Origin of the sequence: Oerskovia turbata (genome assembly GCF_000718325.1) — a bacterium.
GTDB lineage: Bacteria > Actinomycetota > Actinomycetes > Actinomycetales > Cellulomonadaceae > Oerskovia > Oerskovia turbata.
This window is the reverse complement of sequence record NZ_JOFV01000004.1, coordinates 146139-166870: the sequence shown is the minus strand read 5'-3', so window position 1 is coordinate 166870 and position 20732 is coordinate 146139. Positions and strand designations below refer to the sequence as shown.

Annotated in this window: 12 protein-coding genes; 10 read left to right on the top strand and 2 right to left on the bottom strand. The window is 70.8% G+C overall.

The window, feature by feature from the left end:
• Positions 1-52 precede the first annotated feature (52 nt).
• The 10 genes from infB to IE95_RS20340 all read left to right on the top strand — a co-directional run bounded on the left by infB (position 53) and on the right by IE95_RS20340 (position 18581).
• Complete coding sequence (gene infB / locus IE95_RS0105245; protein WP_030150586.1) at positions 53-2983, top strand: translation initiation factor IF-2; 2931 nt, start codon at positions 53-55, stop codon at positions 2981-2983.
• Positions 2984-3177: 194 nt separating this feature from the next.
• Positions 3178-3651: a 30S ribosome-binding factor RbfA gene (rbfA, locus tag IE95_RS0105240; protein ID WP_036571077.1), complete on the top strand. Its 474-nt coding sequence runs from the start codon at positions 3178-3180 to the stop codon at positions 3649-3651.
• A gap of 168 nt (positions 3652-3819) precedes the next feature.
• Positions 3820-4782 (top strand): tRNA pseudouridine(55) synthase TruB, encoded by a 963-nt coding sequence (truB, locus tag IE95_RS0105235; RefSeq protein ID WP_030150584.1) that lies wholly within the window; start codon positions 3820-3822, stop codon positions 4780-4782.
• A gap of 149 nt (positions 4783-4931) precedes the next feature.
• Positions 4932-5972 carry a bifunctional riboflavin kinase/FAD synthetase gene (locus IE95_RS0105230; protein WP_051702762.1) on the top strand — a complete coding sequence of 347 codons (1041 nt, stop codon included), beginning with the start codon at positions 4932-4934 and terminating at the stop codon, positions 5970-5972.
• 2 nt (positions 5973-5974) lie between these two features.
• Positions 5975-6670 (top strand): ABC transporter ATP-binding protein, encoded by a 696-nt coding sequence (locus tag IE95_RS0105225; protein WP_051702761.1) that lies wholly within the window; start codon positions 5975-5977, stop codon positions 6668-6670.
• The gene (locus tag IE95_RS0105220) at positions 6667-8238 is read left to right on the top strand and encodes a DUF6297 family protein (RefSeq protein WP_051702760.1); all 1572 of its coding nucleotides are present in this window, start codon (positions 6667-6669) and stop codon (positions 8236-8238) included. The genes IE95_RS0105225 and IE95_RS0105220 overlap by 4 nt, the downstream gene beginning before the upstream one ends.
• A gap of 380 nt (positions 8239-8618) precedes the next feature.
• Positions 8619-11543: a DNRLRE domain-containing protein gene (locus IE95_RS0105215; RefSeq protein WP_129429378.1), complete on the top strand. Its 2925-nt coding sequence runs from the start codon at positions 8619-8621 to the stop codon at positions 11541-11543.
• Positions 11544-11590: 47 nt separating this feature from the next.
• Positions 11591-13018: a SpvB/TcaC N-terminal domain-containing protein gene (locus tag IE95_RS19475; protein ID WP_051702759.1), complete on the top strand. Its 1428-nt coding sequence runs from the start codon at positions 11591-11593 to the stop codon at positions 13016-13018.
• On the top strand, positions 12940-18342 hold the full coding sequence (locus tag IE95_RS18685) for a polymorphic toxin-type HINT domain-containing protein (RefSeq protein ID WP_084689843.1): 5403 nt from the start codon (positions 12940-12942) through the stop codon (positions 18340-18342). Before IE95_RS19475 ends, IE95_RS18685 begins: the two co-directional genes overlap by 79 nt.
• An 11-nt stretch (positions 18343-18353) precedes the next feature.
• Positions 18354-18581, top strand: a complete 228-nt coding sequence (locus IE95_RS20340) for a hypothetical protein (RefSeq protein WP_129429376.1) — start codon at positions 18354-18356, stop codon at positions 18579-18581.
• 69 nt (positions 18582-18650) lie between these two features.
• On the opposite strand, the gene IE95_RS0105205 is transcribed toward IE95_RS20340, so the two are convergent.
• Both IE95_RS0105205 and IE95_RS0105200 read right to left on the bottom strand, forming a co-directional pair.
• The gene (locus tag IE95_RS0105205; RefSeq protein WP_051702757.1) at positions 18651-19403 is read right to left on the bottom strand and encodes an ABC transporter ATP-binding protein; all 753 of its coding nucleotides are present in this window, start codon (positions 19401-19403) and stop codon (positions 18651-18653) included.
• Positions 19404-19492: 89 nt separating this feature from the next.
• Positions 19493-20602 carry an ABC transporter permease gene (locus tag IE95_RS0105200; RefSeq protein ID WP_030150578.1) on the bottom strand — a complete coding sequence of 370 codons (1110 nt, stop codon included), beginning with the start codon at positions 20600-20602 and terminating at the stop codon, positions 19493-19495.
• Between the last annotated feature and the right edge of the window lie 130 nt (positions 20603-20732).

Below are 20732 nucleotides of genomic sequence, written 5' to 3'. Positions count from 1 at the left end.
CCAGCACTAAAGACGGTCCTCCCTGTTTCGGGTGGGCCGAGACAGGAGAGTTGTGGCAAAGGTCCGCGTCTACGAGCTCGCTAAGGAGCTCGGGGTGGAGAGCAAGACCATCATGACCAAGCTGACGGAACTCGGTGAGTTCGTCCGCTCGGCATCCTCGACCATCGAACCGCCGGTCGTCCGCAAGCTGCGCGACACCTTCCCGGCCGGTGGCACGGAGAGCGCAAGCGCTCCCGCCAAGCCCGCGCCGGCACGTCCGGCAGCACCCAAGCCTGCGCCCGCAGCAGAGGCCGCCCCGGCGCCCGCTGCTCCGGCCCCGGCTGCCCCCGCAGCCCCGGCGCCCGCCGCGCCCAAGGCTCCCGCACCGGCCCCTGCCAAGGAGGCCGCGGCGAGCCCTGCGTTCGTCGAGCCCGCTGCCGAGGCCAAGAAGCCCGCAGCACCGGCCCCCGCGCCGGCGCCGGCCGCGGAGCGCAAGCCGTCGGCATCGCCCAAGCCGGCCGGTGGCGGCAACGCCCCCGCGCCCGGCCCGCGCCCCGCAGCAGCCCGCCCCGGCGGGTCCGCTGGTGGCGCGCGTCCTGGCGCCCCGCGCCCGGGCAACAACCCGTTCGCCTCGAGCCAGGGCATGCCGCGTTCGGGCTCCCCGCGCCCGGGCAACAACCCGTTCGCCTCGAGCCAGGGCATGCCCCGGCCCGGTGCGCGTCCGGAGCGCGCCGCGGACCCCGCGGCCAACGCGAACCCCGCAGCAGGCAGCACGGAGCGTTCCGGCGGACCCCGTCCCGGTGGTCCTCGTCCCGCCCCGCGTCCTGGTGCACCTCGCCCCAACCCGGGCATGATGCCGGGTCGTACCTCGATCGGTCGCCCCGGTGACCGCCCCGCTCCCGGCGGTCGTCCGGGCGGTGGCGGCGGCGCAGGCGGCGGTCGCGGCGGCTTCGCCGGTCGCCCCGGCGGCGCAGGTGGCGGCCCCGGCGGCGGCGGCGCTCCCGGTGGTGGCGGCGGCTTCGCCGGTCGCCCCGGTGGCGGTGGCCGTGGTGGTGCCGGTCGTGGCAGCACGCAGGGTGCTTTCGGTCGTGCAGGAGGGCGCCCCGTCCGTGGGCGCAAGTCCAAGCGGGCGAAGCGCCAGGAGTTCGAGCAGATGCAGGCGCCCTCGCTGGGTGGCGTGCAGGTTCCCCGCGGGAACGGCTCGACCGTCGTGCGTCTGCGCCACGGCTCCTCGCTCAACGACTTCGCCGACAAGATCGACGCGAACCCCGCGAGCCTCGTGACGGTGCTGTTCCACCTCGGTGAGATGGCGACCGCCACGCAGTCGCTCGACGAGGACACGTTCGGTTCGCTCGCGGCGGAGCTCGGCTACGTCATCGAGATGGTCTCGGCCGAGGAGGAGGACCGCGAGCTGCTCGGGGCTTTCGACATCGACCTGGACGCCGAGCTCGAGGGCGAGAGCGACGACGAGCTCCAGGCTCGCCCGCCCGTCGTCACCGTCATGGGTCACGTCGACCACGGTAAGACGCGACTGCTCGACGCGATCCGTCAGACCGACGTCATCTCGGGCGAGGCCGGCGGCATCACGCAGCACATCGGTGCCTACCAGGTCCGTCACGAGCACGAGGGCGTCGAGCGTCCCATCACGTTCATCGACACCCCGGGTCACGAGGCGTTCACCGCCATGCGTGCCCGTGGTGCACAGGTCACCGACATCGCGATCCTCGTGGTCGCGGCCGACGACGGCGTCATGCCCCAGACGGTCGAGGCGCTGAACCACGCGCAGTCGGCCGGCGTGCCGATCGTCGTCGCGGTGAACAAGGTGGACAAGGAGTCGGCGAACCCGGCCAAGATCCGCCAGCAGCTCACCGAGTACAACCTGGTGGCCGAGGAGTACGGCGGCGACACCATGTTCGTCGACGTGTCCGCGAAGCAGAACATGGGCATCGACGCGCTGCTCGAGGCCGTCCTGCTCACGGCGGACGCCTCGCTCGACCTGCGCGCCAACCCGGACAAGGACGCACGAGGCGTCGCCATCGAGGCGAACCTCGACAAGGGCCGCGGCGCGGTCGCGACCGTCCTGGTCCAGTCCGGCACGCTCCACGTCGGAGACGCGATCGTCGCGGGCACCGCCCACGGCCGCGTCCGTGCGATGTTCGACGAGCACGGCAACAACGTCACCGAGGCAGGCCCCGCCCGCCCCGTCATGGTGCTCGGACTCGCGTCCGTGCCCAGCGCCGGCGACACGTTCCTCGTGGCACCCGACGAGCGCACCGCCCGTCAGATCGCCGAGAAGCGCGAAGCCGCCGAGCGTGCAGCCCTCCTGGCCAAGCGCCGCAAGCGCGTCAGCCTCGAGGACTTCGCCCAGGCGCTCGAGCAGGGCAAGGTCGAGACCCTCAACCTGGTCCTCAAGGGCGACGTGTCCGGTGCCGTCGAGGCACTCGAGGACGCGCTGCTGCAGATCGACGTCGGCGACGAGGTCCAGCTGCGCATCATCCACCGCGGCGTCGGTGCGATCACCCAGAACGACGTCAACCTGGCGACCGTGGACAACGCGATCATCATCGGGTTCAACGTCAAGTACGGCGAGCGCGTCGAGGCCCTGGCGGAGCGCGAAGGCGTCGACGTCCGTTTCTACTCGATCATCTACCAGGCGATCGACGACGTCGAGGCTGCGCTCAAGGGCATGCTCAAGCCCGAGTACGAAGAGGCACAGCTCGGCACCGCCGAGATCCGCGAGGTCTTCCGTTCCTCCAAGTTCGGGAACATCGCCGGGTCGATCGTCCGCTCGGGCGAGATCCGACGGAACTCCAAGGCCCGTGTCCTGCGTGGGGGAGCCGTCGTCGGCGACAACCTCACGGTCGAGTCGCTCAAGCGGTTCAAGGACGACGCCACGGAGGTCCGTGAGGGCTTCGAGTGCGGTATCGGCCTCGGGTCGTTCAACGACCTGCAGATCGGTGACACGATCGAGACGTTCGAGATGCGGGAGAAGCCGCGTAGCTGACGTACCTCTCCGCTGACGCCCATCCGTGAGGTGTGGCGGGTCCACCGCGGGCCTGACGGCCCGTGCCAGACCCACCACGACCCGCCACACCCCACGGTCCGGCGTCGGCGGAGCTCTTCGTTCACGCACGGTGCCTGAAGGGGCCCACCGTGGGCTGCAACCCCGGGGGCTCACCCTGACGAAAGGACTGGACCATGGTCGACAAGCCCAGGGCTCGGAAGCTCGCTGACCGCATCAAGGTCATCGTGGCGCAGATGCTCGACACCCGGATCAAGGACCCTCGTCTCGGGTTCGTGACCATCACCGACGTGCGCGTGACCGGTGACCTGCAGAACGCCTCGGTGTTCTACACGGTCTACGGCAACGACGAGGAGCGGGCAGGGACCGCGGCGGCGCTCGAGAGCGCCAAGGGGATCATCCGCTCCGAGGTCGGCAAGCAGACCGGCATCCGGCTCACGCCCACGCTCGAGTTCCACCTCGACTCGGTGCCGGAGACCGCGGCGCACCTCGACGTCGCCCTCCACGAGGCGGCACGTCGCGACGCCGAGCTCGCCGCGCTGCGCGAGAAGGCCACGTACGCCGGCGACGCCGACCCGTACAAGAAGCCTGCCGACGACGCGGCCGAGGTCGACGGGTCCGCGGACTCCGACGAGGTCGCGCCCGCCTGACAGCGAGGGCTCGGACCCCGCCGAGCGATCGGGTGGGTCCCGCACCACGAGCACACGGAACGGCCGGTCCCCGCTGGGGGTCGGTCGTTCCGTCGTCCGGGCCTTCAGCCGTCTCCGGACGCTGAGCCTTCGCCCCCGACCATCCAGCCGCCGAGCACGAGGACCACGATGACGCACGACCCCAAGCCGGTGCGCGAGCGCCGCCCCACCGCACCCGACGGCCTCGTGGTCGTCGACAAGCCCCAGGGCCTCACGAGCCACGACGTGGTGAGCCGTCTGCGCCGGCTCGCGGGGACCCGCAAGGTGGGCCACGCGGGCACGCTCGACCCCATGGCGACGGGCGTCCTGGTCCTGGGGATCGGGCGTGCGACCAAGCTCCTGACGTACGTCGTGGGTGCGGACAAGGAGTACACCGCGACGATCCGGCTGGGCGCGGCCACGGCCACGGACGACGCCGAGGGGGAGACCACGTCGCGGACGGACGCCTCGGCCGTCACACGCGAGGCGATCGACGCGGGCGTCGCGCTCCTGACCGGCCCCATCGAGCAGGTGCCGAGCTCGGTGTCCGCGATCAAGGTCGACGGGCAGCGCGCCTACGCGCTCGTGCGCTCGGGCGAGCAGGTCGAGCTCAAGGCACGCCCTGTGACGATCTCGCGCTTCGACGTGCACGACGTGCGCCCGGTCCCCGCCGTGGAGCCCGGCGACGTCCCTGCGCTCGACGTCGACGTCACGGTCGTGTGCTCGTCCGGCACGTACATCCGTGCCCTCGCGCGCGACCTCGGTGCCGGCCTCGGTGTCGGGGGGCACCTCACGGCCCTGCGCCGCACGCGCGTGGGAGGCTACGGGATCGGCGGCGCCTCGACGCTCGACGAGCTCGAGGCGCAGGTCGAGCGTGACGGTGTCCTCGCGACGCTCCCGCTCGCCGACGCGGCCCGCGCGACGTTCCCGGCGCGCGACCTGACGCCCGAGGAGCGCACCGCGCTGTCCTACGGCAAGTGGATCGACCCGTCCGTGCAGGACGCCACGACGGCCGCGATCGGCGACGACGGCTCCCTCGTCGCGCTGCTCGAGAACGTGGTGCGCGAGGGCAAGCACAAGGCCAAGCCCGTGATCGTGTTCGCCCCGGCGTGAGCGGCGGGCCGCCCGGCGGACGACCGCGGGCCGGTTCGATGGGGAACGCGGGGCCGAGTCGTGGCAATCTTGACCAGGCGCGCCGTGGGTGCGCGCCGTCGTCGGGCCTGGTGAGCGGGCCCGCCTCACACACATCTCGAGGAGTACGCGTGCACCTGTGGACGGACCTGGACCAGGTTCCGCCGGGATTCGGACCGTCGGTCGTGACGATCGGCAACTTCGACGGCGTCCACCGCGGCCATGCCGAGGTGCTCGGCAGCATCGTGTCCCTCGCCCGCGAGTCGGGTTCGCAGGCCGTCGCGGTCACGTTCCACCCGCACCCCGCGATGGTGCACCGGCCCGAGCAGGCGCCCGAGCTCCTGACCGGGATCGCGGACCGCATGGAGCTGCTGGAGGCCACGGGCCTCGACGCCGTGCTGCTCGTCGAGTACACGCTCGACTTCGCGCGGCAGAGCCCCGAGGAGTTCGTGCGGACCTACCTCGTCGAGGGACTGGGCGCACGGACGGTCGTCGTGGGGCACGACGTGCGCTTCGGGCGTGACAACGCGGGCAACCTCGACACCATGATCGAGCTGGGCCGCACGTACGGTTTCGAGGTCCGGGCGATCGACGACGTCGGGACGGTCACGTCGGTCGCCGTGGACACCGGTACGCCCAGCGGACGCTGGTCCTCGACCGAGATCCGCGGCCTGCTCACCGACGGCAAGGTCCGCGAGGCCGCGGCGCTGCTCGGACGCCACCACCGCGTGCGCGGCGTCGTGATCCACGGCGACGCGCGCGGGCGCGAGCTCGGGTTCCCCACCGCGAACCTGGGCGCGATCAGCGGCATGGTCCCGGCCGACGGCGTGTACGCGGGCTGGCTGCGCCGCCCCCAGCTCCTCGCGGCGGACCCGGGGAACTGCGACGGCGTCCTGCCCGCAGCCATCTCGATCGGCACCAACCCGACGTTCGACGGCGTCGAACGCCGCGTCGAGGCCTACGTCCTGGACCGCACCGACCTCGACCTGTACGACGAGGAGGTCGTGCTCGAGTTCGTCGAGCACCTGCGCCCCACGTTGCGCTTCGACGGCATCGAGGCGCTCGTGGAGACCATGCACGACGACGTCGCGTGCGCCCGCGTGATTCTCGCCTCCGGTGCTGGGTCGGCCGGACCCGGCCCGGACGTGTCGCCGGCCGCGGCGGGGGAGTAGCCGTGTCGGTCACGAAGCAGCCCGTCCTGGAGACCCGAGCCCTGCGCGTCGGGTACGCCGAGGCGCCCGTGTGCGCGCCCGTCGACCTGGCGGTGCGCCCCGGTGAGCTGTGGGCGATCATCGGGCCCAACGGCAGCGGCAAGTCGACGCTCCTGCGTGCGCTGCTGGGAGTGCTCGCCCCGTTGTCGGGCAAGGTCCTGGCGTTCGGCCGGGACGTGGACGAGCGCGAGCGCGACTTCCGCGCCAAGGTCGTCGGCATCCTCGACGACGATGCCTACTTCCCGGGGCTCACGGCCCGTGAGCACCTGGTACTGACCGCGCGCGGTCACGGCGTCGCCGGGGCGGGTGAGGTCGTCGACGAGCTCCTCGACCGCTTCGGTCTCGCCGACCAGTCGGGCGCCATGCCGACCGAGCTGTCCTCGGGCCAGCGGCGACGCCTCCTGCTCGCAGCCGGGTTCGCCCGCCCGCGCGAAGTCCTGGTCCTCGACGAGCCCGAGCAGCGGCTCGACCCCGGCATGCGCGCCGACCTCGCGCGGATCCTCGTCGAGGAGGCCGGGCGCGGAGCCGCGGTCGTCTTCGCGACGCACGACCCCGACCTGGTCGAGCGCACCCGGGCGCAGGGCCTGCTCGTCGGCGACGACCAGTGCGTGCGCCTAGGGCACAAGGACACCCTCGACGCGCTCGCGCACGTCCGGTGAGCGACGGCGTGCACCCGCCGTTGCCCCGCCTCGTCGCCAACCCCGACGAGGCGTTCACCGGACGCGAGATCCGGCGCCTGACCGCCCGCGTCACCGCCTCGCGCGCCGACGCCGGGCCGGGCGAGCTCCTCACCGACATCGCCTACGCGATCGTGTCCGCCGCGATCTCGGTGCTGTTCGTCGTCGGTGCGGCGAATGTGCTGCGCGAGACGCTCCTGGTCGAGCCCGGCGGGGGAGCGGCGCCCGTCCTCACCCCCGCCACCATCCAGGCGCTCGCGTCGGTCGCGCTGCTCGCCCTCCTGATGGGCACGGCCGTCCGGCTCGGCCCGCTGGGCACCGGCAGCGCGGGCGTGCGGTGGTGGATCCCCCTGCCCGTCGACCGGCGCGGGCTGCTCACCCCGTCGTACTGGCGCATCGTGGTGCTGGCCGTGCTCGGCGGGGGTGTCGGGTGCGGCGTGGTCGCGCTCGCCGCCGGAGCCGACGGCGGTGCGGCAGCACGCAGCGCGGGCCTCGGCGCGGCCCTCGGCCTGCTGGTCGTCGCCGCCGCAGGACTCGCGCAGGCCCGGCCTCGTCGGGCGGCCCTCCTCGCCACGGTCAGCGACGTCGCCGTGGCGGCCGTCCCCGTCGCCGGGGTCGGGCTCGTCCTGGCCGGGTGGTCCGACGCCCGCGACCTCACCGTGCCGCACCTCGCCACCCTCGCGACCGCCCTCGTCGCCGTAGCCCTTACCGCGGTGTGGTGGCGACGCCTCGGAGCCCTCGGGGCGCAGGCCCTGCGGTCGCAGAGCTCGGTCGCCGACCAGGCAGGCGGAGCCCTGCTGTCCCTCGACACCCGCGAGCTCGGCCGGGCGCTGCACCGTGCCACCGCCACCCGGCGCCGCACCCGCACCCCCTCGCGCTTCGCCCTCGTGCGCGGACCGGCCACAGCGCTCGTCGCTGCCGACCTCACCCTCCTGCGCCGCAGCCCCAGCGTGCTCGCCCAGCTCGTCGGCCTGACCGCCCTGGTCGTCGTCGCCCAGCAGGTCCCCACGCTCGCGGGCGGGTTCGGGCTCTTCGTGCTGCTCGTCGCCGCAGGGTTCCGCGGCGCCCAGCTCGGCGCAGAGGGCGCCCGCACCGCGGAGATTGCGCCCGTGCTCGACGCCCTGCTGCCGCTGTCCGCCCGCCGCACCCGCCTCGCCCGGGCCGTCGCGCCCACGCTCACCGCGCTCCTTCCGCTGCTCGCCGGGATCGTGCCGCTCGCGCACAGCACCGGCGACTCCCTCTGGTTCACGCTGCTGGTCCTGGCCGCCGTCGGCATGGGGGCGGCCGCCGTGCGCGGCGCCTACCGCAAGCCGCCCAACTGGTCCGGCCCGCTGCTCGCCACCCCCAGCGGTGCCCTGCCCACCGGGGCCATGTCGATGGTCGCGCAAGGCCCTGACGTCGCCGTCCTCGGGATGATCCCGCTCGGCATCGCCCTGCTCGTCGGGGCACCAACGGTCGCGCTCGTCGTCGTCCAGGGGCTCGCCGTGTGGGCGGCGCTCGCCGTCGCCACGCACGTGCGCGACGTCGGGGCCAAGCCGCTGCTCGGCTGAGGAGGGCGGGCCGGGCGGGGCTCGTGGTGGCGGGCGGTGCGGCGCCCGGCGGCGCGGTGCCGGGCCGGGGCATGCCGGGGCGGGGCGCTGTGGACCTAGGCGTTCCGCGCGGAGCGCTCGCGCGGTGTGTCGTGACGACCAGCGTCCTGAATTGCACATCGCTGCGGGTGGGGGTTGGCGGGTGGATGGTTTTGCCTCTAGTGTCCGTCTACCATTGCTGGCTGTGTGTTGTCTGTGAGTCGGCTTGGGGCCCGCCCGCGGGGGGTGAGGGTTGGATGCGTTCGTCGTGGTCGACGGGCGTGTGGCTTACGGAGTGGTGGCCAGTGGTCTCGTCGGGGCTCGTCAGGGGTGCTTTGGTTCGTCGTGGTGTGGCGACGGGCATGGCCGTCGTTCTCGCGGTGACGTTGGCGCCGGCAGTGGGCGCGGTGGCGCAGCCTACCCCCGAGGGGTCGCCCTCCGCCGTGCCCTGTGTGGGTGCGGTGGATTCTGCGGTGCAGGCGTCCGTGGTGGCGGCGGCGTGTGATCGCGAGGTCGAGGTGGTTTCGGAGCGTTCGGCGTGGGAGACGGTGTTCGCGACGCCGGAGGGTCGGACGCGGGTCGAGACGTCTGCGGTGGCGGTGCGTACGGATGTCAATGGTGCGTGGGAGGCCATCGATACCAGCGTGGTTGATGCGGGTGGGCGTCTGGGGGTGGTGGCGCCGGCGTTGGCGATGTCGTTCTCGGATGGTTCTGTGGGTGAGCCGTTGGCGCGGATCGTGCGTGATGGGCATGAGCTGGTCTTCGATGTGCCGTTCGGGCTGACCGCACCGGTGGTCGAGGGGGCGCAGGTGACCTACCCGGGGGTGTTCGACGGAGTGGACCTGGTGGTGTCGGTGCACGAGGACGGGACGGGGTTCTCGGAGGTGTTGCGGGTGGAGTCGTCTGCGGCGGCGGCGAACCCCGCGTTGGCGCAGCTGTCGTTCCCCGTGCAGACAAGCGATGGGCTCAGCGTGGTCTCGGACGAGGGTGGGTTCGTCGCGGTCGACGGGACGGGTGAAGAGGTGTTCACCTCGCCGGTGCCGTTGATGTGGGACTCCTCGGCGGACGAGGTGGCTGCACCGGCGGGCGGAACGGGCCCGGTGGTGGGTGCGGGGGTGCTGGCGCCGGGGTCGTCGGGCACGGGTGGGGTCGGTTCGTACGGGGCGGCGAGCTTGTTCTCGCGGTCGAGCGTCCCTGCCGGGGTGAGCGCGGGGGCGGGGGCTGGGACGGCGGACCCGGTGCGGGCTCCGCGCGTGGGCGACGAGATCGCGGCGATGCCCGCGGTCGTCGAGGCTGATGCGGTCACGATCACCCCGGACCCGGTGATGATCGAGGACCCTGAGACGGTCTGGCCGATCTACATCGACCCAAGCATCGACGGGCACCTTGCGCAGTGGACGATGATCCAGTCCGGGTGGCCCACCAGTGCTGGTGGGTACCGGTTCACCGGTGACCAGGGTATCGGGCTGTGCTCGCCGTCCTCGTCGGCGGAGTGCTCGCGGGCGAGCGTGCAGCGTCTGGCGTGGTCCTTCACGTTCGGGACGGTCGCGTCGCTGCGTAGCGCTGAGGTCGTCTCGGCGACGTTCTCTGCGTACGGCACGCACTCGTGGAGCTGCACGGCGACCGGGGTCCAGGCGTACTGGGTCTCGGGTGTGGCCGCTGCCACGACGTGGAGCTCGCACACCGGTTCGTGGGGCTCGATGCAGGACCAGGTCTCGATCGCGCACAAGCCCTCGTGCTCTGGCGCGCCTCAACGGTGGGTCGAGTTCGACGTGACCGGTCAGCTCAAGGCGACCGCGGACGGGGGGTACTCGAGCGCGTCGATCGGCCTCAAGGCCACGGACGAGGGGTCCATGGCTGGCGGGTGGAAGAGGTACCGCAACGACGCCAAGCTCTCGATCGTGTACAACCGGCAACCGAACACGCCGACAGCGCTGACGACGACCAACCCGGAGACCGCTTGCGTCTCGGGCGCTGGGCGCCCCTTCATCCGCTCCGTGACGCCGACGCTTCGCGCGACACTGAGCGACCCGGAGGCGGACAACGTCCAGGGACGGTGGGACATCTTCCGCGTCTCGGACGGCGCGGTGATCTGGGGGCCGTCCTGGACCAGCGCAAAGGCCTCTGGCTCACAGCATGCCCTCACCGTGCCCGCAGGCGTCCTCGCCCACGGCGGGACCTACCGTTGGCGAGTCATCGGGGCCGACACGCGTGGACTGCAGGGGGGAGCGGGGACCTGCGAGTTCACCGTCGACACCTCCGCGCCCCCGACACCGCAGGTCCTGCCCGCGGCCGGCGGCACGGCGCAGTACCCGGAGAACCAGATCTCCGGCGGCATCGGCCAGGCCGGGAAATTCAGCCTCGGCGCGGCCGGGGCCAGCGACGTCGTGTCCTACAAGTACTCCTTCAACTCCGACGCACTGAACCAGACAGTCGCCGCCGGGGCCTCGAACGCCGCGACCATCACCTACACGCCGAACACGGTGGGCGGCGTGACTCTCTATGTCAGGTCGGTGGATCGCGCGGGCAACACCAGCCCGACCCGCACCTACTTCTTCCGCGTGGGCTTTCCGGCGTCGGCCGGTTCCTGGTTGCTGAACGACGCGCCAGGACTCGTTGCCAAGGACAGCTTGGTCGGTAGCGAGCCCGCGCGCCCCCTGAACCATCTGAGCGTGGCTGCTGCGGACATGTGGACCACTGGTCGACTGGGCGGAGTGGACAAGGGGCTGCTGTTCGACTCCGCCGGTGACTGGGCGTCTAGCGCAGTCCCCGTTGTCCGTACCGACGGTACCTTCGCGGTCAACGCGATGGTGCGCGCCGACGTGGTGGACGGGCAGCCGCGGGCCGCGGTCAGTCAGGACGGGTCTGTTGCGAGCGGTTTCGGTCTAGGGGTGCAGACGGGGGCTGGTTGCCCGGCTGGGCAGTCGCCGTGCTGGGCGTTCTGGATGAACGCCAGCGACTCCGCGGCACCGGCACCGCTGATCTCGACTTCTTCGATCCCGGTCGAGCAGGGGCAGTGGGTGTCGTTGACCGGGATCTATGACGCCAGCGCAGACACGCTGACGGTCATGGTCTGTCGGCCGTCGGAGTTCGACACCCCGGAAGCCGGAGCGTCGGTGTCGTTCGCTTCGCCACCGTTCACCTCCGGTGCCTTGCAGATCGGTCGCGGTCAACTCGCGGGCGCCGCTGCTCAGCACTGGAGAGGTGTGGTCTCGACGGTACGAGTCCACACCGTCGTGCCGAGCGCATCGATGTCCAGCAACGACTGCTACACCCAAGCCTCATGACCAGACGGTCTCTGTCCTCCGCCATGCGTTCTTCGAAGGGGTACTCGATGTCGCACGCTGCCGCCCGTACCAGGGGTCTCGACCACGCACGTTTCCGCGCGAGCGTGGGTCTGACGGTCGGGGTGACTCTCGTCGCGAGCTTGCTGGTCGTCGCGCCGACCGCGTCGGCACGGGACGACCTCAGCGAGCGAGAGGGATGGACGCAGGAGGAGCGCATCGCTCATGGCCTGGCGCTGTACCCCGAGCTCGACGTGGACAAGCCGGTCGCGGTGACCGAAGGAGAGCAACGACCTGCTGCGGGTGCGGCGGCCCGTCGCGACGAGGCGGACGCTGGTACCGCGTGGCCCCGGGCAGGGGCGGTGGACCTCCACCTCGCACCCCAAGGCAGCCCGGCGGAAGGCACTGCGGGCGGTCTGCCCGTCTCCGTGACGTCGCTGAACGACGATGGCCCGACCGGTAGCGGGACGGTGAGCGTGGAGGTCTTCGACCAGAAGGTTGCCGAGGCCTCCGGAGTCGACGGCGTGGTCCTCGAGGTCGCCGATGGCTCCGCTGAACCTGCAGGACCGGTCGAGATGACCGTGGACTACTCCGGCTTCGCTGGCAGGTACGGCGGTGACTGGGCCTCGCGGCTTCGTCTGGTCGGGCTCCCAGAGTGCGCGCTGTCCACGCCAGACGCTCCCGAGTGCCAGGAGAGCGTGCCGCTCGACTCGACGAACGACGTCGAGACCTCCACGGTGACGGCGCTCGTCGAGCCTGCGTCGTTCGGTGCCATGGCCCTCACCGCAGGCACTTCCGGAGGGTCCGGCAACTGGTCGGCGACGCCGCTGTCGACCTCGGCGACCTGGCAGGCAGGTGGGCCGAGCGGGAACTTCTCCTGGTCGTACCCCATGCGGGTCGTCCCGGCACCGGGGGGCCTGCAGCCGGAGCTCGCGCTGTCCTACTCGTCGGGAAGCCTGGACGGGCGAGTCGCCTCGACGAACAACCAGTCCGGCTGGGTGGGCGACGGGTGGGACCTGTGGTCCGGGTATGTCGAGCGAAAGTACGTCTCGTGCAGCGAGGACGCGGACGGGAACGCGAACAATCTCTCCCGCAAGACCGGCGACCTGTGCTGGAAGTCTGACAACGCGACCCTCGTGTTCAACGGGATGTCGACCGAGCTCGTCAAGGACACGGCCACGGGGACCTGGAAGCCCGAGACGGACGACGGGACCAAGGTCGAGCGCCTCACCGGTGCGTGGAACGGCGACAACGACACCGAGCACTGGAAGGTCACGCCCCCTGACGGCACGCAGTACTTCTTCGGCCGGGACAAGCGGTCTGCGACGGATCCGCTGGCGCTGGCCTCGGCCTGGACCGTTCCCGTGTACGGCAACCACCCGGGCCGTGCTACCAGGCCATGTTCGCGGCGTCGTCCTGCACTCAGGGCTGGAAGTGGAACCTCGACTATGTCGTGGACCCGTTCGGCAACTCCTTGACGTACACCTACGGCAAGGAGCCCAACAAGTACGGGCGCAACCTCAACACCGCGGTCTCGACGTACGACCGTGGCGGCTTCCTCAAGTCGGTCGAGTACGGCACGAGATCCGGCGCGGAAGCGGGGGCCAACCCGCCCATGCGGGTCGACTTCACGGTCGCTGAGCGTTGCCTGCCCTCGGGGGCCATCACCTGCGACCCGGCGCAGCTGACCGCTGCCAACGCGTCGAAGTGGCCGGACGTCCCCTTCGACCTGGTGTGCACGTCCGGAACCTCGTGCCCCACGCAGACCTCTCCGTCGTTCTTCACCCGCAAGCGGCTGACGACGGTGACGACCAAGGTGCTCAACGGGGCGACGTACCGCTCGGTGGACTCCTGGACCTTGGGGCACCAGTTCCCGTCCCCCGGCGACGGGAGCGACCCGGTGCTGTGGCTGGCATCGGTCCAGCACAAGGGCCTCGCGGGAACAGCGATCACGCTGCCGCGCGTCGAGTTCCTCGGCCAGCAGATGGCCAACCGGGTCGACAAGATCGGCGACCACGGTCCGCCCATGAACCGATGGCGCGTGATCGCGATCAACAGCGAGTCCGGCGGGACGACCTCGGTGAACTACTCGCCGGCGGACTGCACGAGCGCAGATCTTCCCGCGTCGCCGGAGACCAACACCCGCCGGTGCTTCCCCGTCTTCTGGACACCTGAGGGACGTCCGACACCGGTCATGGAGTACTTCCACAAGTACGTGGTGTCCTCGGTGGTCTCCGACGGCCGCGACACGCAGTCGGAGGCGACGGAGACCCGGTACACCTATGTGGGCGCTCCAGCGTGGCACTACGACGACAGCGAGCTCACGCCGCCCAAGCAGCGCACCTGGAGCCAGTTCCGCGGTTACGGGACGGTCGACGTGGTCACCGGCTCGACGACCACGAACCAACTCAAGACGCGCTACCGGTACTTCCGCGGGATGGACGGGGACAGGGCTGCCCCGTCCGGCGGTGTCAGGAGCGTCAACGTCGACGGCATCACCGACCACGACCGTTTCAGCGGCATGATGCGCGAGGAGACCACGTACGACGGGGCCGCGGTCGTCTCGACCACGCTCTCGACGCCGTGGCGCTCTCCGGCGACGGCGTCCGGCGCGGACGGGACCAAGTCCTATCTGACGGGTGAGGCGGTCACCGAGACACGGACGACCACCCCTCACCTGCCTGGAGGGGTGCGAACCACCCGCACAGTCACCACCTTCGACGACACCTACGGGTCCCCGGTCCAGGTCGAGGACCTGGGTGACATCTCGACCGCAGTCGACGACAAGTGCACGCGACTCGAGTACGCGCGCAACACGACGGCGAACATCCTGTCCACGGTCAAGCGCTCGGAGTCCGTGTCCGTGGCGTGCGGTGTCACGCCGTCGCGCCCCGGTGACGTGGTCAACGACGAACGAGCGCTCTACGACGGGGGCGCCTACGGCGCGGCTCCGACGAAGGGGCGCGTGACCGCGACGCAGCAGGTCAAGTCGTTCTCCGGAGCGACGCCGCAGTATGTGACCACGTCGTCGAGCACCTTCGACGCGCTGGGGCGCGCGGTGAGCGAGACCGACGCTCTGGGACGCAAGACGACGCTGGCCTACACGCCGGCCGGCGCCGGAGCGGTGACGAAGCTCGTCACGACCTCCCCAGACCCCGACGGGAGCGGCCCGGCATCTGCGTTGGTCGCGAGCATGGACATCGACCCGGCCTGGGGGGCGCCGGTGAAGTCCGTCGACCCCAACGGCAAGGTGACCACCGCGACCTACGACGCCCTCGGACGTCTGACGAACGTGTGGATGCCGGACCGTCCGCAAGCCTCCAAGTCGGCCAGCATCGCGTACGAGTACCTCGTGCGCGCCAACGGGTCGAACACCGTCACCACGAAGACGTTGACCTCGGCGCAGACGTACCTGACCTCGGTCACGCTCTACGACGGCCTGCTGCGCCCCCGCCAGACGCAGGCTCCGTCTGCCGACAAGGACACTCCGGGGCGGATCGTGAGCGACCAGATCTACGACTCGCGCGGGCTCGTGGTGCGGACCAACAGCCCGTGGTTCACGACGGGGGACCCGGCCACCACGACGGTCGTCCCGACCTCTGCTGTCCCTGGGCGCATGGTGACCGAGTACGACGGAGCGGGCCGTGCGACCGCGCAGATCGTGCAGGTTGCCGAGCAGGAGAAGTGGCGCACGACGGTGACGCACGGCGGCGATCGTGTGACGGTCGTGCCCCCGGCGGGCGGGACCCCGCAGACGTCGATCAGCGATGCGCGAGGGAACCTCGTCGAGCTGCGCCAGTACACGCAAGGTTCCGTCACAGGCCCGTTCCATGCGACGACCTACACCTACGACAGTGGCGGTCGGCTCGCGACGACGCAGGACGTCGCGGGCAACGTCTGGTCGAGCACGTACGACCGTCTGGGGCGGGTCGTCTCCAGCACCGACCCTGACAAGGGCTCGACGACCACCACGTACGACGACGCCGGTCAGGTTCTCACCACGACCGACGCTCGCGGTGTCGTCCTGGCGAGCAAGTACGACCTGCTGGGGCGCCCGACGGAGACGCGCGAGGGTTCGGCGACCGGGCCGCTGCGCTCGACCTGGACCTACGACAGCGTCGCCAAGGGCCAGCTCTCTTCGATGACCCGCTACGACAAGGGCCACGCGTACGTCATGGCCGTGACGTCCTACGACGCGCTGAACCGTCCCCTGGGCCAGTCGGTGACTCTCCCGACGTCCGAGGGTGCGCTGGCCGGGACCTACACCACGGGCGTGACCTACACGGCCGACGGGCAGGTCAAGACGGTCTCGCTGCCGGCGGTGGGGAACCTCCCGGCAGAGACGGTGGGCACCCTGTTCGACACGCGTTCCTTGGCGACAGGCCTGGTGTCGGGCAACGGTGGCGTCTACGCGGCGAGCACCAAGTACTCCGCCTACGGCGAGGTCCTGGTCCAGGACCTCGGCGACGTCTACTCCACGATCCAGCACAACACGTTCGAGCACGGTACGCGGCGACCGCTGAACTCGAAGGTCGAGCGTGAGGGCATCGTGAACCTGGACCTCGACGTGAGCTACGGGTACGACCACGCGGGGAACATCACGTCGATCTCGAACAAGCCCGTGGGGTCCGCCGCAGACACCCAGTGCTTCACCTACGACGGGTTGCGGCGACTGACCGAGGCGTGGACCCCGGCGAGCAACGACTGCGCGAAACCTCGCACGGCCGCATCGCTCGGTGGTGCCGCGCCGTACTGGACGAGCTACACGTTCGACCCGGTCGGCAACCGCACCAGCACGACGCAGCACGGGACGGCCGGAGACGCGACGAGCGTCTACGCCTACCCGGCGCCGGGTTCGCCCCGTCCGCACGCCGTGACCCAGGTCGCGACGACGGGGGCTGCGACCGGGACCAACACCTACGCGTACGACCAGGCTGGCAACACGACGACGCGTGCTGTCGCGGGGCAGCCCGTCCAGACGCTCGCGTGGGACGCGGAGGGCAAGCTCGACACGGTCACGGAGGCTGGCAAGGTCACTGACGACTACCTGTACACCCCTGAAGGCGACCGTCTGCTCCGTCGTCAGGACGGGGCGACCACGGTCTACCTTCCTGGTGGGCAGGAGCTCACCCTGACCAAGGGCGGGGACCTCAAGGGGAGCCGGTACTACTCCCTGGGTGGGCAGACGGTCGCGGTGCGCACCGGCCCGGGTGCGGCGGGCGTGGACACGCTCGTCGCGGACCATCACGGCACCGCCGAGATGACGGTCAACAACGCCACGCAGCAGGTCACTCGCCGGTACCACGATCCGTACGGGAACCCGCGTGGTGCGTCGCCGACGACGTGGGTGGACGACAAGGGCTTCCTCGGCAAGCCGTTGGACTCGACCGGGCTGACCAGCATCGGCGCACGGTACTACGACTCGCAGCTCGGCAGATTCGTCTCGGTGGACCCGATCATGGACCTCACCGATCCCCAGCAGTGGTCGGCGTACGCCTACGCGGAGAACAACCCGGTGACGTACTCCGACCCGACCGGGTTGTGGAAGGGCTTCGGGAAGTGGGTCAAGAACAAGGCGAAGTCCGCCTGGAAGTCGACGAGCGGGTTCGTCAAGAAGTACCAGGGCGAGATCGTCGGCGCAGTCGTGGGCGTCGTGGTGACGTCCGGGTGCCTGGCGGTGACGGCCGGCGCGGGGAGCCTGGGGTGTATGGCTCTCGGGGGAGCGGCCGCGGGTGCGGCGACGAACCTGTGGAAGAGCAAGGTTCAGAAGACGCAGAAGTTCTCGTGGGGGGGACTCGCGCGCGACACGCTCATCGGTGGGGCGCTGGGGTATCTCGGTGGAGCGGCAGGACCTCTGCTCCGTCCGGTGCTCGGCAAGGCCTCGACCATCCTGCGTTCGGCGGTGCAGCGTTCGTTCACGTCGGGCAAGCCTGCGCCGCGGCCGGCGGGTGCTGCGAGGCCGGCGAGCGCCTCGAAGCCTGCGGGTGGGGCGAAGCCTGCTCGGCAAGACGGCCCCGCGCCGTCGTCGTGTCCGGCGCCTCGTAGCTTCTCTGGTGGCACGAAGGTGCTCATGGGGGACGGGTCGGTCAAGGCGATCAAGAACGTCAAGCCGGGGGACAAGGTCCTCGCGGCAGACCCGAAGTCGGGGAAGCAGGGACCGAGGACTGTCACCGCGACGTGGGTGCACCAGGACACTCTGGTCACGTTCACCGTGGGCGGCAAGGCTCTGACGACGACCGAGGACCACCCGTTCTGGAACGCCACGGACAAGCAGTGGCAGGACGCCCAGGACTTCAACTTCGGCGACAACGTCCTCACCGCTGACGGGTTCCAGATCCCCACCAGCGGCATCGACGCCGGATCGAGCACCGTAGACTCGGCCTACAACCTCACCGTCGACGACCTCCACACCTACTACGTCCTCGCCGAACGTGCTCCGGTGCTCGTGCACAACTGCGGGGTCGGCCCAGATGGGCTAATTGACCTCGACCGTGCTTCCCGATCTGGAGGCGCGGCAGACAAAGGGCCGTACTCAATGGCCGGTCGAGCGCTACAGAAGCACGCGGATCGTGCCGAGACCGGTCCCAACTGGCCGCGACCGTTGGGGAAAGAGAACCCGACGGGATGGAATGTGCGTGGCCAGAGTATGCTTGATGATATCCTTACTAGCCCTGACACGATTGCACATCTTGGATACGGGCGGGTAGGCGGAGTGTGGCAGGAAACGTTGGATGTGCGCCTTCCCTCGGGACTAGGGGCGCGGTTTGACTTGGACGGAGCCTTCTCGGGATTCTTGGATTAGGTAGGGTCTCCATGAGGTATGAACTGTTTCGCGGCCGCCGTTTTCAGATCATCGATCTTGACGATGTGACAGGAGAGCATGTGATCGAGTTTGCAGATCCAGAAACAGGTGAAGCCATTCTTGCGGTGTACAGCGGGGAGGGTTGCTCAGAAGTATATGTGAGCACTAGCCCGAAGATGAGTGGCGTGCCAGCTGATTTTGTCGAATGGGCGATCGCGATCGCCAGGCGGCGACTTTGAGTCTCTGGTTCATGCAGGGTCGACAGATCTAGTTGGCCCACTATTCGCCCGCTACGGCGGATCGCTATGCTATCGGTAGACAGGGTTCGAGCCGGCTGACTCAGTGGTCCCCGAGCCCAGTGCCATCTGCTCCGCCTCCACGAGCCGCCCGTCGGCCAGGTGTACCCGCGCGTCGACCGTGTCGAGCGTGGCTTCGTCGTGGGTCACCACAAGTGTTGCGGCGCCGGTCTCACGCGTCAGTCGCGTGACGAGCTCGATGATCTGGATGCCGCGCGTGTGGTCGAGCGCCGACGTGGGCTCGTCGACGAGCAGGACCTCGGGGTGGTTCATGAGGGCGCGGGCGATCGCGACGCGCTGACGCTGACCGCCCGAGAGCTGGCCGGGCCGCTTGGCGGCCACGTCGCGGAGCCCGACGGCGTCGAGCAGCTCGAGCGCCCGGTCCCGGTGGGTCGAGGGGCGCTCGCCGCGCAGGTGGCTCATGAGCTCGAGGTTCTCGAGCGCCGTGAGCGACGCGATGAGCTGCGGCTGCTGGAAGACGATCCCGATTCGGTCGCGCCGCAGCCGCGCTGCGTCTGCGGACACGGCCGAACCGGCCGACGACGTCGGCGCGTTGACGACGTCGTCCCCGATGCGGACCTCGCCCGCGGTCGGGGTCGTGAGCGTCGCGGCGACCGCGAGGAGCGAGGACTTGCCCGAGCCGGACGGGCCGAGGATCGCGGTCGTGGTCCCGGCGGGGACGGTCAGGGAGACGTCGTCGACCGCGGTGACGGTCGACTCGCCGTCGGGGTAGACGAGGGTGACGTGGTCGAGGGTGAGGTCCATGGTGTGCCTTTCAGGAGCAGCTTTCAGGAGCAAGGGGGAGCGGTCGCGAGCGCCAACCCCGCCGCAGGAGCGGCGAGCGGGCGGGCGCCTCAGCGAGCCGCGAGCGCAGCGTGCGGGTCGATGCGCGTGATCCGCAGGATCGCCGCGACGGCACCGACCGTGCCGAGGACCACGAGGATGAGCGCGGGCAGGAGCGTCGTGGCGGGGGAGACGACGACGGGCATGACCTGGGCGGCGAGCGCCCCGGCCCCGGCGGCGAGCGCGGTCCCGACACCGACGCCGAGCACGAGCAGGACGAGCGCCTGGCCGATCGCGTCGCGCAGGAGGTAGGAGGTCGAGGCGCCGAGCGCCTTGAGCACCGCGACGTCGCCGGCCCGGTTGATGGTCCACACGGTGAAGAACGCGCCCACGACGAGGGCCGAGATCGCGAGCAGGAATCCCTGCATCATGGTGAGCGACATGTTCTCGGCCGAGAACGAGCTGACGGCGGCGCGCGCCCCCATGGGCGTGAGGGTCGCGGTGCCGGTCTCGTCCGCCGCCGCGGCGAGCGCGGAGTCGCTCGGGTCCCCGGTGATCGCGACGACGGTCGCGACCTCGTCACCGGACGCTCCGCCGCCTCGTGCGCCGACGGTCTGCCAGTCCGACAGGTCCATCCAGACGACGGGCGTGTGCGAGAAGTCGGCCTGGGTGTCGAGCACGCCCGCGACGGTCAGGGTCAGGGAGCCCAGCGCGACCTCGTCACCCTTCTGGGCGCCCAGGTCGTCTGCCGCGCCACTCGACAGCAGCACGGTCCCGGGGGCGGCCTCGGCGTCGTCGGGCACGAGGCCCGAGCCCGGCCGTGAGCCGAACGCGGTGACGGCCGCGGTGGTGCCGGCCTCGCCGTCCGCGCCCGCGGTGACCGAGGCGCGCGTCGTCGCGATCCCGAGAGGCTCGGCCGAGGAGACACCGTCCACGGCGGCGAACGCGTCCCACTGCGCGGCGTCGACCTGGGACTCGGTGAACGACGGCTTGGCGTCACCGGTCACGGTGAACGCGAGGCTGTCGACCGGGAGGTCGGTGACGCCGGACGTGCTCGCGCGGGCCAGGCCCGCGGTCAGCGACGCGAGGAACCCGACGAGGAACGTGATGAGGACGATGACGGTGGACATGAGGACGAAGCGTCCCCGGGCGAAGCGCAGGTCGCGCAGCGCGACGAACATCAAGAGCCTCCGGTGGTCGGCGTGGAATCGATCTGTGTCCAGCCTCCCGCCGGAGGGCCTCGGGCGGATCGGGCCCGTGGATGCTCTCCGGTGGCCGCAGGGTGGGGCCGAGGATCAACCTTTCGATGGA